The sequence below is a fragment of the Ramlibacter sp. PS3R-8 genome (assembly GCF_037572435.1).
Lineage (GTDB): Bacteria > Pseudomonadota > Gammaproteobacteria > Burkholderiales > Burkholderiaceae_C > Ramlibacter.
The window spans coordinates 1-13,814 of the sequence record NZ_JBBHGT010000004.1 but is presented as its reverse complement, the minus strand read 5'-3'; the positions used below and the strand labels follow the sequence as shown (position 1 = coordinate 13,814).

7 protein-coding genes are annotated in these 13,814 nt (G+C 60.8%); 5 read left to right on the top strand and 2 right to left on the bottom strand.

The annotated features are described in order from the left end of the window. The first annotated feature begins 51 nt into the window (after positions 1–51). Together WG902_RS14865 and WG902_RS14860 are read left to right on the top strand one after the other, a co-directional pair. Positions 52–1,041 carry an MlaD family protein gene (locus WG902_RS14865; RefSeq protein WP_340060914.1) on the top strand — a complete coding sequence of 330 codons (990 nt, stop codon included), beginning with the start codon at positions 52–54 and terminating at the stop codon, positions 1,039–1,041. Continuing rightward, positions 1,038–1,637: an ABC-type transport auxiliary lipoprotein family protein gene (locus tag WG902_RS14860; protein WP_340060913.1), complete on the top strand. Its 600-nt coding sequence runs from the start codon at positions 1,038–1,040 to the stop codon at positions 1,635–1,637. The genes WG902_RS14865 and WG902_RS14860 overlap by 4 nt, the downstream gene beginning before the upstream one ends. Positions 1,638–1,644: 7 nt before the next feature. Here WG902_RS14860 and WG902_RS14855 read toward each other — a convergent pair whose 3' ends face one another. Next, positions 1,645–2,202, bottom strand: a complete 558-nt coding sequence (locus tag WG902_RS14855) for a cytochrome b (protein WP_340060912.1) — start codon at positions 2,200–2,202, stop codon at positions 1,645–1,647. A gap of 387 nt (positions 2,203–2,589) precedes the next feature. Then, on the bottom strand, positions 2,590–10,146 hold the full coding sequence (locus tag WG902_RS14850; protein ID WP_340060911.1) for a CHC2 zinc finger domain-containing protein: 7,557 nt from the start codon (positions 10,144–10,146) through the stop codon (positions 2,590–2,592). A gap of 577 nt (positions 10,147–10,723) precedes the next feature. Between WG902_RS14850 and WG902_RS14845 the strand changes: the two genes are divergently transcribed. The 3 genes from WG902_RS14845 to WG902_RS14835 are packed head-to-tail and all read left to right on the top strand — an operon-like array spanning position 10,724 to position 13,665. Then, positions 10,724–11,434: a TetR/AcrR family transcriptional regulator gene (locus WG902_RS14845; RefSeq protein ID WP_340060910.1), complete on the top strand. Its 711-nt coding sequence runs from the start codon at positions 10,724–10,726 to the stop codon at positions 11,432–11,434. A gap of 6 nt (positions 11,435–11,440) precedes the next feature. After that, the gene (locus WG902_RS14840) at positions 11,441–13,237 is read left to right on the top strand and encodes an acyl-CoA dehydrogenase C-terminal domain-containing protein (RefSeq protein WP_340060909.1); all 1,797 of its coding nucleotides are present in this window, start codon (positions 11,441–11,443) and stop codon (positions 13,235–13,237) included. Then, the gene (locus WG902_RS14835) at positions 13,234–13,665 is read left to right on the top strand and encodes a DUF2147 domain-containing protein (protein WP_340060908.1); all 432 of its coding nucleotides are present in this window, start codon (positions 13,234–13,236) and stop codon (positions 13,663–13,665) included. Before WG902_RS14840 ends, WG902_RS14835 begins: the two co-directional genes overlap by 4 nt. Positions 13,666–13,814 lie beyond the last annotated feature (149 nt).

Here is a 13,814-nt window from a genome sequence, read left to right as displayed (position 1 = left end):
CGATGCATAGAATGGCCGTCCGTCCCTTGTGGGTTGCGTTCCGGAGGAGCCATGAGCATGGGTGCAGAGGCCAGGGCACGCGCCGCATTCGCTGCGGCCATCGCCGTGATCGCCGCCGCAGCCGCGGCGTGGTTCCTGCTGGATTCGCGGCAGCGCGTGCTGTACGAGGTCTGGTCGCACGAGCCCGTGTCCGGCCTCATCGTCGGGGCGCCGGTGGAATTCCATGGTGTGGACGTCGGCCGCGTGAACGAGGTGCAGCTGAAAAACCCGCGGCTCGTCCGCGTGCTGCTGGAGGTGGACAGGGACGCACCGGTGACGACGGCCACGGTGGCGACCATCACCGGCCGGGGCCTGGCCACCCGCGGCTTCACCGGCTACGTGTACGTGAGCCTCGAAGACAGCGGCGCCGCCGGGCGGCCGCTGTCGCCCGCGTCCGGTCAGCGCCATGCCGTCATCGCCACGGCGCCGGCGCAGTCGATCAACCTGGACACTTCGATCAGCCAGCTGAACCGCACCGCCGAGTCGATCAACGCGCTGCTGCAATCCACGCTGGACCAGCAAACCGTGGCCTCCCTGAAGGCATCGATCTCCAACCTCGACGCGCTCTCGCAGACGCTGGCCGGCAACAGCGCGAGGCTCGGGCAGATCATCGCCAACGCGGACAAGGCCAGCGGCCAGATGCAGCCGCTGCTGTCGTCCAGCCAGGACGCCGTGAGCACGCTGCGCAACGACGTGCTGCCGCAGGCCCGCGAAACCGTGGACGAACTGCGCCGGCTGTCCGTCCATGCCAACGAGCACCTGCGCGTGATCCTGCAGAACGCCGAGCAGGCCAGCACCCGGCTGGATCCGCTGCTGCGCAGCAGCAACGAAGCGGCGCAATCGCTGCAGACGCAGATCCTGCCGGAAGCGCAACGCACGCTCTCGCGCCTGGACCGCCTGTCGATCTCGCTCGACGAAACGGCGGTGCGCATCCGCAAGAACCCGGCGGTGCTGCTGCGCGGAACCGGCAGCGGCAAGCCCGGGCCCGGCGAAACGCCATGAGGAAAGCGTGGCGCGCCGGTGTCGTGCTGCCCCTGGTCCTGCTTGCAGGTTGCGCCGGGCTGGCCCTCGACGAGCCTGCCATGACCTCCGCACTGCTGGACCAGTTGCCCGCCGACGTGCCGCGGGCGCGTTGCGCACCGGCCGTGCTGTCCGTGCGGCGGCCGCAAGCGCGGCCCGTGTACGACACGGTGCAGATGGCGTACACCGACCGGCCGCACCAGGTCGCCTTCTTCGCCCATCACCAGTGGGCCGAGACACCCGGGCAGATGCTGCATCCGCTGCTGGTGCGCACCCTCGAAGGCACGGGCTGCTTCACCTCCGTACTGGCGGCGCCCGGCGCCGGCGCCACGCACACGCTCAGCACCGACATCATGGAGCTGGTGCAGGACTTCACGCAGGAGCCGCCCGTGCTGCGGCTGTCCTTGCGCATGGGGCTGGCCGCCGAGGGCGTCGTGCGGCCTCCGGCGCAGCGTGAGATCGCGGTGGTGCAAGCGATGCGGCAGAAAGGCCCGCTCGGTGGCGTCGAGGCGGCCAACCAGGCCATGGCGCGCGCCCTGGCGCAGGCCGCGGCCTTCGTGCTGCAGGAGATGCGCTGAGGGCGGATCAGCCGCCGGGAAGCATCTTGCGCAAGGTGTCGTCCTTCAGCACGGCATGGTGGTGCAAGGCCGCCGCCATGTGCAGCGAAGCCAGCAAGATGAAGGCATAGGCCAGCCATCGGTGAATGGCGATCAGCAGTTGGAACAGGTGGTCGTTGACGCCGATGAGGTCCGGCACGACGATGCCGCCGAACAGCGGGATCGGATAGCCACCGGCGGACGACATCAGCCAGCCGGACACCGGCAGCGCGATCATCAAGCCGTACAACGCCAGGTGCACGAAGCGGGCGGCCACCTGCTGCCACAGGGGCAGGCCTGCCGCCAGCCGAGGCATCCGGTTGGCCATGCGCCAGGCCAGCCGCAACACCGCGGCCGCGAGCACGCCCATCCCGACGGCCTTGTGAACCAGGATCAGCGTGATCTTCGCGGTGTCGAAACCGACGTTCGGCATGGCCACCATGTAGAGACCGGTGCCGACGAGCGCCACCAGCGCAACGGCCATGCCCCAGTGCAGCAGGATGGCGAGCAAGCCGTAGCGATCGGCGGTGTTGGTCAGGCGGGGCATGGGAACGCAGCCATCTTGAGGCACAGCGTCAAACAGAGTGAACTGGGCGGCAGCATCTTGGAACGCTGGTAGTACGGGACGTCTGCTTCTGGCTAGCAGCAGCGTACTCTCAAGCGCCGACCGATGGGCAGCAGCCTCTAAGTGAGCCGCCGGCCGGGGTTGTCACTTGCGGTGATGTGGATGTGACGCTTGCCGGACCGGTGCTTTGGGCGGAAGTCGGGGCCTCCGGTAGGCCGGTGGTGAGCCCGCAGCGAACCCCGGTGTCGAAGTCGCCCCTACTGCTGGAGCTTCGGCTTCGCGGCGTCGGGCTCGTTCAAAAGGCCCGTCTCGTACACTCACTTGTGGTGCAACTTCCCTTTCGCTACGCGCTGCGCGACCACAAGGTTTCTACAGTTCCGGTCCAACTTTGTCCGTCCAGGGTCCCACTGTCACGTTCGGGTACTTAGTAGTCCTGAGCGATAGATCTACAGCGAGCCAGTCGTAGAGTGCTGCCGAGTTCCACGGAGTGCCGCTTGGCTGCTGCATTGCGTTGTTGACAAATGCTTCGAGACGTTGCTGAACGTCTGCAGGACTCGAGAAGAACTTAGCAAATGCAGCCACCGCTGCTGTCCACATTTGTCGAGTCTGCGGGACTTGGTGCTGCACTATGCCCATCAAATCTTTCAGGGCCGCCTCAAACTCAGCTGCATCGCAAAGGCCGGCCTTCTTTGCCGCTTGGCTGTCGACGTAGACCCTCTCTAAGCCACATCCGCCAATAAGTTGAACTAAATCCTTCTCCATGTCCGTTCTTGTTATCAGTTCAACAATTGGCAAGTAAGCGACCAGTTGCAGAGGGAGGTGAAGCATCTGGGGGCGCGGCTTTCCTTCTGACATGAAGGCAGGATCGATGTCCGCGACCACCATGGCTTGATCGCTCGTGCTCAACGGATCTGAACCGCGCGAATAGTAAATTCCCTTGGACCAGCCGTGGTAGGGAGTAGTGTGTGTCACCATTCCTGGGGGATCAGATTCTGTCTTCCAGCTATTCCGGCCAATGAAGCAACTGCCCCCTTTTGCCTGAGAACCGACTGCGTTGCAAAATATCGTGGTCAAACCAGCAGCCAGCAAGGCAGACTGTCCACAGATCCAGTAATCAGCGGTTCGCGTCGTGGCAGCGGGAACTGTGACAAGACCTCGGCGAGGCAGTTCGAAGGTCGGACCAGGTGGAGGGCCTTCGGTACCCAAACAAGCGGCCAATGCGCGCAAGTCGGAAAGCACGATATCCAGACAATCTTCCTTTGACATTCCAAACTTCTGGCTAAGGCTCTTGTAGTCGGTTGCGAGAGCATAGTAGTTAGCCGGGCTTGTAAGGAGAAACAGTTCTGAGCAAATCAACTCGGTGAAATGGCGAAGCGGCAAATGCGCGGTTGCCAAGGCAATGATCCCTGCGCTCGAAAAGTGCATGCCCTGCCTCTCCAACGATGCAACAAGCTCGCGTAGCGTGAAGAGTGGCAGTAGCTCTTCGGACGTCGGCCGGATGAATTCTTCCATTGCTATGGACCGATACTTTTTATGGCGCCGGAACGAAAGCACTGGGCCGCGAATCAGTGACTCAGGAATTTCCTCCTCGTGATTCTCGCGTTGGCGAATGAGGTCGTCTTTCGCAGTTGCTGGCAAGGGGTACAGCAGTTCCATGCAGGCGGCAAGGTGTCGGGAACTGCCAGCCGCATCAAAGACCCGATACGAGCCTGCGAGGACGGCAGTATTCTTTCCTGCAAGTTGTTCTTTGACCCAGGAAACTGTCTCAGGCCTCACGGAATACTCAGGCAGAACGAGAAGATCAACATTCATGCGCGAACAGGCTTGCAGTGCTTCTTCGATGATCTTCCGCCGTCTGAATTCAGGCCAACTTGGAAAGTCTTTAGTTTTCAACCAACGATGCTCATTACCTGCTGCCGCGCACACTTCGCCGAGATCCGGATTTTCAGTTGCAATAGCCGCCGCGACCCTCTCTTGCTCTGACTTGCTCAACAGATTTTTGGGCACTCCGGCTTCCACAAGAGGGTGCCGATAAGAGTCATCGATCCGAAATTGCAGGATCGCCACTCGTACATGCGCGGGGACGCGTTCCTTGCGGTTTGCCCAGCCAGGGGCTTGCAACCGTTCCCTCACTTGGCTGATGTCCATTGCTTCGGGAAGAAGCTCTATGTGATCTCCAGGAAACGGCGCGGCCGTATGCTGCCTTGCAGCAGGTTCCATTTCTTGAACTGGCTTGGGATGAGAGGTGCTTACATTTAACTCGGAAGCAAGATCGGACGCCTGGAGTTCGGGTTCTGCACCGGACTCAGAGATGCCAGTGTCAGGTGTCGGCCTTGGTGGAACAGCGGCGCCGCTGCTAGTCGCCGCGCGCTCTTCCGCGGTACCAAGCAATTCCGCGAACTTCCGACCCAGTACGTTGACAAGGAGAAGACGGCCAGTGGCAACGTCGACAATTTCAGACCAGCGGCGACCTACCGCCCCGTCTTGGCCGATGACTTCCTCGGTCTTTCGCTCTCCTGGGGGAATCTGATCAATGACCCAGGGATCCACGGGCCAGTCGCGTCCGGAACCATCTACAAACCTCGAATGCCTAGGATCATATGGCCAGCGCTCCAAGTCGACGGTTCTCACTCGAAGCCCGCAGTGGCGACTGGCAGACTCGATTAGAAGAAGTCCTCGATTTACGAAATCCGAATCGAACAAGTCGACCCGGGCTCGATCAAGTATCTCGAAGGGCCAAGCTGCTTCAGGGGGCAGAACTTCACCGCGCGCAGACAGGCTCAACACGTTGGCGAGCCATCGAGCCTCCCGCTCCATCGTCACTAGATATTCACCACTGACCACTGCGCTCGACTCGCCGATCAGGCCCAATTGCGCACCCAAAATCGTCAGCCAGCCTAGCGGTGTAATCTCTTTCAGTGCACGAAAGTTGCCCTTCGCACCCAGAGCGCTTTTCAGGTACTTGAAAAGGCAGGTATCGGGGGGCGTTCCTCCGACGGTGACCGCCGGTCCGATCGACCATTCGGCCATAGGGTCCACTTCCCTAGGGAGAGCGAACCCACCGTGCCGAACGAGCGCCAGTACAAGGCTCCGAAGGCCGCTGGTGACTGTAGATATTGCGAGCCCAGCATTAAGAATGCTCAGACACTCAGCAACTGTTCCTGACTGCTCTGGAAGACGCTCGATGCGACTCCGAAGGGCAATCAACGCACCACATGTTCGACCAATATAACTTTTGTCCTGGCCCATCTGCGCAGCGGGCATACGCTCCGCCACGGCTACAGGCAACCGGGTGATGGTCATCATGGCACAACGGGAGACGAAGTGAGCAAATGTCCCTGACCCAGATACGTCGTGCTGCTCCTCATAGCGAAGACGCATCGCCGCGGTCTCGATGTCTGTCGCGAGCAGATAGCTGATTCCTGTGAGCTCACTCGGATCTTCTGGATACTCCTCAAGAAGTTTGAGAGACCGGGCGACAGTACTAGGCAGGTGAGGCCGGCTTCGAGACCTGGGTGTGATCCGATTCCCTGAAAAAGCCCCTCTTAGTTTCTTCAGTTGGCTTCGCAGGACGAAGCGTGCGGGGTTCGCTAGTGCATCTTCTTCGAGTGGGAAGTCTGAGTCATGTGCCTCATAGCGGATCAAGTCGTCAGCCGCACCGGCGAGATCGGTCATGGCCACGCCGATCCGCCAAATCGGTGCATCCTGCATAGGCACCTCAACTGATCTCAAGTTGCCGCTCATGTCTCTGAGCACCGCCCGATTTGCGATCTTGGCCGTCTCCACAGGAACACAAATCAACGCGAGCTGGTGATTCTCGCCAGCAAAAATATAGGGGCATGCCGTCACGTACTCGTACCGAGGATCGACGGAAGACTGGTGATAATTAATACGAGCTAGAACATCGAAAAGGCGAGCCAATCGATGAAGAAAGCGAGGTGAATAATCCAACGACGGATTCGTGCACGCTTTCAAAACCTCCGACGCTGGCCAGTCGGCGACTTCAAGCGCAAGCGGTGTTGGTACGGGATCTCTTTCCCATGCCGGCGTGTACTTAGCGAGAGGGTGACCGACATCAGATTGGTTCTGTGAAACTTTCCAGAAGCCCAGGTCCTCAAACCCACCGTCGAGCACCGGAAGGCTTAGGTAGAAAATTCGCTCCAACGCGCCAGTGGTGGCATCCGATCGCCCAAAGATCAGGCCGGACTGATCCAGACCAGGCAATGGAGGAAAGGCGAAGGCGCGCGCAGGGCTTTGATCAATTAGGTGCGGCCGCCTTCTGAGAAGGGGCAACAGCATCTCCTTTCTTGCGATCGCTGCAATCGACAACAACGCTAACGCACGAGCGCGTCCACCGTCATCCTCACGGGGCGGCTCTGTGGTAAGGGCCTGAAGAAGCGCGATTGAAGATCGGTAAGCACCTTCGTGCCACTTGAGGGCTTCCTCAATTTGTCGCAAAGGTCCGGCGAGACTCTGAAGCGGATCCTCTTCCTCATCTTGCATTCCCCTAATCGCTGCCACCGCATGATGGAGCCACACGAAAGGGAGGCCTGCCACGAACTCGGTTCCAGAGACCTGCGAGTAGGGCGATTGCTGATCAAGGCTCGCAAGGCTAAGCGTAGACCCGCCTTCCGCCACACTCAACAAGTCCCGAAATAGACTAGGGCGGACTGGGCCGGTCATGAGATGGAACGGCCATGCAGGCATTGCGATGCCCGCAAGTTTGGAGGCCTTCCACGCGAGCAGCAGGAATCGTCGCCAAAACTGCCGCTGCAACATTAGGGCGCCTTTACCCACCCCCTTCGCCCCCGTCGACTTGCCCAGACACCCCTCAAAGAAGTTCATGGAAAGAACTTCAGTGCAGAGCAATTTGATGCGTTCTTTCTTGGATATATTCTGGGCGGCAGTCAGTCCAGGTTGGTCGAACGCACAAGATTCGATGAGTTTCTCTAGACCCTCTAGGGCGAAAAGTACCGGGTCCTCCCAAGGTGACTCCGCATTCAATTTCCAGGGCGCTTCCTTGGTGGTTTGCCCCCAGAATGACCAGTACTGGCGCCAGATGTCACCATGGTTCGTAGGCTCCGTAACGGCATACCAAATCCATCGAGTGCCTTTAGGAATTTCGGTGGGGCGCAGATCAACCGCTTGAAAAGCCGTGCTTACGCTAGACAGGAGCACGCCCACTGAAGCGCCGTAGAGGTTGCTGTTTCGGAGGATTTCCAGCGCTGTCTGCCTCTCCTGGTCCGCACCGGTATCGCCTAAATCCCAGCCTACCTCTCCGTCGCCCAACGGAATGAGTGGTGGCTCCCATGCGGGTACCGATCCGGCAAGAACCCGGCCGCTGTTAATTTGCTTGGCAAATTCCTCCGGGGCCATCGGGGGAAGCGGCTCCACCTTAGGGATAATGGATAGCTTAAGCTTCGCCGCTGCTTCTTCAACTCGTTCGCGCAAGACGGAGAGCAGGTCCGGAGAGTCGGCTACTAGTACCACATCGTCGACATAACGTGCATAACCAACACGCTGCCCATCGATATTGGACATCTGCATGAACTCAAATGCAGCCAAATCGACCGGGAACAACGCGATGGTGCCCAACCAGGCCGAAAGGACAGGCCCCTGAGGAATCCCCACCTCTGCGGGTACTTGTGCGACTGTGCCGTCCCGAGGGTTTAGGTACCTGTATCCGAAAGTTTGGTCGCAAAGCCAGTCGACAACTTGGGCTGCAGGGTCGGCATTCACGTCAGCACGCATCAAAGTCCAGAGGAACTCATCTTCGGGTACCGACTGCACTGCGCCTGCGATTGAAGGTCCCAGCTGATCACGAATCACGTACCGACGAATTCTGTCGTAATATCTGCTCGCATCCAGACGGAGCGCGTACACCACGGGCATTGCTCGGGTTTGCTCCTTTAGCGATGCCATAAAGTGGTTCCAGCAATCCATAAATGGTCGGAACATGCCTTGATCTGTTGGTGGCTGCCGCCCTTCCAGAACGTCCATATCGATCTGATATGCAAAACTGAGTGGCTCGGCGAACGGCTTCGATCCGTGCACCAACCCTGTCGTCAGCGTCTGGCTCGATGTCCTGTAATAGCGGACCGCGGGTATCCAATTGCTGAATGGGAGCCTTGCAGATAGATGGTGGTCCGCTCTTTCGCTCAAAAGCTCATTGAGCACATATTGCTGAACGATTAAGTCCTCAGGGGACGGCATTGTCTTCAGTCGGGGTTCAGTCTTTCCGAAGCCTCTCGAAACGTAGACAGCATCAAGTGGTGCTAAGGGCGACCGAATCTGAAGGCCCAACCTATCTCTAAGCAACCTGTTGAATGCCGTCGCAGCGACGTCGATTCTTTCCCATGCGGGCTCGTCGGCTGGTAGCTCCCCTCTTCGGGAGCCGGCTTGTGCCAGGAACCGAGCATGATTGAGTCGTGCTTCAGCATCCTCCAAGAACGACTCCAGCCCCTCCTGTTTTCCTTTGTCACCCTCCGCATAGTTAAGCAAGGCCTGCAGACACGCGACCTCGGTTTGTTTCAATTGCCCCGGAATTCGGAGCACCAAGTTGCGAAGTTCCTGCGTGCCGGATGCCAGCGCGGATAGGTGTTTAAGCACCTCAATCGCGGCGCGGTACCTCCTGCTCGGTGAGATCTTCAACCACTGCTGCTCGTCGAGCAGATCGTCAATGCGTGCGTCCCCAAGAGCTGCGGCGAGGAGTACCAATGCGGCAGGATGTTTAGACGATTCAATTAGGCCCTGAAAGGTCTCAGGAGCCACGCTGCGTCCGATCTCGTCGGCGTCCTTCGAGGTTGGTGATATGCCAGACGCTTCCAGCCTTGCACGCGTAGGAAAGATGAAGCCCACGTCGATTCGAGCCGCTAAGAGTTTCGACGCAGCGCGCGCGGCGCCCCGATGCCCGGCATCGTCTCGGTCTAGGAAGAGCCAAACGCGAAGCGCGGCCGAAGAACTGAGCGTGCTTTCAAGCTCGTTAAGTAGACGAACCTGCGAATCTGATAGAGAGCTACCAAGAAGAGCTACTGCGTCATGCCCAGCGCTTTCGAGGCGCAATGCATCAAGAGCGCCTTCGCAAAGGTACAGGTCTACGTCGCCTTCTTTGTTCTCCTTGGTTTTCGCCCAGACGCGATCCAATCGGTAGAGCAGCTTCGAGCGCTCCAGGCCGGGCGTGTACAAATACTTTGGAGAGGTTGGGCGGAGTTTGTCATCACTTGGCGTCCGTCGTCCAGCGAAGCCACTGAGCGTTCCCTTTGGCTCGTAGATTGGGAACACGATCCGGCTATCGAAAAAGAAGTCTTGGTACCCATAGTCGATGTCTAGGTACTTGCTGGACCCGACCTCGCTGGTGTGGTCGCGTCGCCTCCTCAGCAACTTCGCTTCGTCAAGAAGCGCAAGGATTTCTCGCTGTCTGCCAGCATGTGACTCCGCTCTGACTCGACGCGTGAGGGTCCCTGGTAAAGACAGATGAATCTCGGCGCTCTGAGCGACGGTTTTGGGAATTTGACGTTCCCTTAAGAAAGCAGTTAGAGCTTCCTCATGGTCATTGCCTTTGAACGCGTCGAGCGCGATCTGAAACCCGGACAGATCAAGCTCGGGGCGCCTATCAAAGGTCTTCGCAGTGACTGCTGCCTTCAAGCCGTATGACGTTGCCAGCCAATCAACCGACTGTTTGAAGTTCAGCCCAAGGCTCTTTTTTACAAGCTCGAAAATGTCTCCGTGCGCACCACACGAGTAGCAGTGGAAGTGCGGGCTTCCTTGCGCCGGTCTCTCATAGAGAAACATTGAGGGACGCGTGTCTCGATGGTAGAGGCAACGTGTCTTCGCGTGCCTACCGTCGTCCATCACATCAAGCCCAAGTCGAACTGCCACGTCCCGGATCGACAGGTTCTCTGTGATGCGCTTTACTAGTTCGCTCATATTTCGTCTATGAAAGGCTGCAGCAATGACATGCTCTGCCTTCCCCTCCTTGGCGCGCGAGTCTAGCTTTGTGTTGATGCTAGGTCTACATCAATGAACGCATGGTCTGAGCGACATTCGGACGATTGACTCTGAGAGGACGCGTTGCCCGAAGACGCGGTGATTGAGGGGCATCCCCGCATAACTGCCTTTGGATTGCGGCACCCGAATGACGGCGGGCTTGCGATCTGACCGTCGTGTTTGCGCGCTAGGTGGCGTTGAAATCAAGGCCGATGTCTAAAAGCTCTGTACCAAGAGCCTCGGAGAACCAGATTCTGCTTTCGCTTCCACTACAGCAATGGTCGATGCGTTTGGTTCGGTTGCTGTTTCGCGCCAGGCGCACCCGCTCGCCCCGTAAGCGCTCGGAGCAGCCTAGAGAGATGGTTGAGGGACCGTGCCCGCTCGAACTGGAGATTCCCGATCGGAGGGGTGTTCCGGTGGCTAGGTCGTCTAATTCCGTTGACCACGTCCACCTCACAGCCTTTTCGTGCAAAATAGAACGACCGTTCGTTTTATTGCCCGAAACCCAGCCCCACCCATGTCCGTCACCCCCCTCCCCCTCAAACCCGGCCGCGCCCGGGAGGGCAAGGCCCTGCAGAAGGGCCAGCAGACCAAGGCGGCGATCGTGGACGCCGCCCTTGGCCTGGCCACCCAGATCGGGCTGGAGGGGCTGTCCATCGGCGCCCTGGCCGAGGTCACGCAGATGAGCAAGTCGGGTGTGTTCGCCCACTTCGGCTCGCGTGAGGAGCTGCAAATCTCCGTGGTGCGGGAATACCACCAGCGCTTCGAGCAAGAGGTGTTCTTTCCGGCGCTGAGCGAGGCGCGGGGCCTTCCGCGGCTGCGCGGCATGTTCGCCAACTGGATGAAGCGCACCTCGGTGGAGCTGGACTCCGGCTGCATCTACATCAGCGGCGCCGTCGAATTCGATGACCGGCCCGGCCCCGTGCGTGATGCGCTGGCCTGGTCGGTGCAGACGTGGCATTCGGCCATGAAGCGCGCCATCACGCTGGCCAAGGAAGAGGGGCACCTGGACGCCGCGACCGACGAGGAGCAGATGCTCTTCGAAATCCACGGCCTGATCCTGGCCTTGCACTACGAGGCCCGCTTCCTCAAGAATGCCGGTTCCATCGCCCGCGCCCACGCGGGTTTCGAAAACATCCTGCGGCAGTACGGCGCCACGCCCAGCGCTGCCGCTCCCGCCAAGTCCGTTTCTTCCAGAACCCGTTCCGCCAAAAGCGCCAAGGAGTAAGCACCCATGCCGACGTACACCCCGCCCCTGCGCGACATGCAGTTCATCATCCACGAGGTGCTGAACATCACCGAGGAACTGAAGGTGTGCCCCAAGCACGCCGACATCGACGCGGACACGATGAACGCCGTGCTGGAAGAGGGCGGCAAGTTCGCCGCGGAAGTCGCCTTCCCGCTCAACCGCATCGGCGACGAGCAGGGCTGCAAGCTGGACGCGAAGACGCACGAGGTCAAGACGCCCGATGGCTTCAAGGACGCGTACGCCAAGTTCGTGGAGGGCGGCTGGCCGGCGCTGTCGTGCGATCCGGACTTCGGCGGCCAGGGCCTGCCGTTCGTGATGAACCAGTGCCTCTACGAGATGCTCAATAGCGCCAACCAGGCGTGGACGATGTATCCCGGCCTGTCGCACGGTGCGTACGAGGCGCTGCATGCGCACGGCACGCCGGAGCAGAAGAAGCTGTTCCTGCCCAAGCTGGTGACCGGCGAATGGACCGGCACCATGTGCCTGACCGAGCCGCATTGCGGCACCGACCTGGGCCTGCTGCGCACCAAGGCCGAACCGCAGGCCGACGGCACCTACAAGATCACCGGCAACAAGATCTTCATCTCCGCCGGCGAGCACGACATGACGGAGAACATCATCCACCTGGTGCTCGCGCGCCTGCCGGATGCGCCGCAGGGCAGCAAGGGCATCTCGCTGTTCCTGGTGCCCAAGTTCAAGGTCAAGCCGGATGGCTCCATGGGCGAGCGCAACGGCATCTACTGCGGCGGCCTGGAGCACAAGATGGGCATCCACGGCAACGCCACCGCGCAGCTGGTACTGGACAACGCCGTCGGCACGCTGGTGGGCGAGCCCAACAAGGGGCTGCCGGCGATGTTCGTGATGATGAACGCGGCGCGCCTGGGCGTGGGCAACCAGTCGCTGGGCCTGACCGAAGTGGCGTTCCAGAACGCGCTGGCCTATGCCAAGGACCGCATCCAGATGCGCTCGCTGTCGGGCGTGAAGGCCAAGGACAAGCCGGCCGACCCGATCATCGTGCACCCCGACGTGCGCAAGATGCTGCTCACCGCCAAGGCCTATGCCGAAGGGGGCCGCGCCATGGCCATCTACTGCACGATGCTGCTGGACAAGGAGCTGTACCACCCCGACGAGAAGGTGCGCAAGGACTCCGGCGAGATCGTCGCGCTGCTCACGCCCATCGTGAAGGCGTTCCTCACGGACAACGGCCACATCGCCACCAACGCCTGCATGCAGGTGTTCGGCGGCCACGGCTACATCCAGGAATGGGGCATGGAGCAGTTCGTGCGGGACAACCGCATCAACATGATCTACGAAGGCACGAACACCGTGCAGTCGCTCGACCTGCTGGGCCGCAAGATCCTGGGCAACCAGGGCGCCACGCTCAAGAAGTTCGGCAAGCTGGTGGCGCAGCTGGTGGAGGAAGAGGGCGTCAACGAGAAGATGGCGGAGTTCATCAACCCCGTCGCCTACCTCGGTGACCAGATCACCAAGTTCACCACCGAGATCGGTTTCAAGGGCTTCCAGAATCCGGACGAAGTGGGCGGCGCGGCGGTGGACTACCTGCGCGTGGCGGGCCACCTGGTGTTCGGCTACTTCTGGGCGCGGATGGCGCAAGTGGCGCTGCGCGAGATCGAGTCCGGCAACACCGATCCGTTTTACCAGGCCAAGCTGCAGACGGCGCGCTTCTACTTCGCGCGCCTGTTCCCGGAGACGGCGTCGCTGATGCGCACGGCCCGCTCCGGCGTCAAGAACCTGCTGGACACGGACGCGGCGCTGGCATGAAGCGCTTGCTGGTTGCTTCGCTCGCACTGGCGGCGGGCGCCGCCTTTGCGCAGCAGACGCCGGTGGGCGTCTGGCGCAGCATCGACGACAAGACCGGCGAGGCCAAGGCCGAGATCCGCATCGTCGAGAGCGGCGGTGCGCTTTCGGGTCGCATCGAGAAGCGGCTGCTGAAGGATGCGAAGCCGGACGACGTGTGCAAAGAGTGCACGGACGAGCGCAAGGACAAGCCGATCCTCGGGCTGGAGATCATTCGCGGCGCCAAGCTGGCCGCAGGTGGCAACGCCTGGGAAGGCGGCAAGATCCTGGATCCGGAGAACGGCAAGGAATACACGCTGAAGCTGTCGACCGTCGATGGGGGGCAGAAGCTGCAGGTGCGCGGGTATATCGGGCCGTTTTATCGGACGCAGACCTGGGTGCGGGTGAATTAATTGCGTTAACTCCCTCCCCCTTTGGGGGAGGGCGGGGGTGGGGGCGCTCGTGGGGGGGGGGGGGGGGGGGGGGGGGGGGGGGGGGGGGGGGGGGGGGCGGGGGGGGGGGGGGGGGGGGGGGGGCGGGCGGGGGGGGGGCCGCGGGGGGG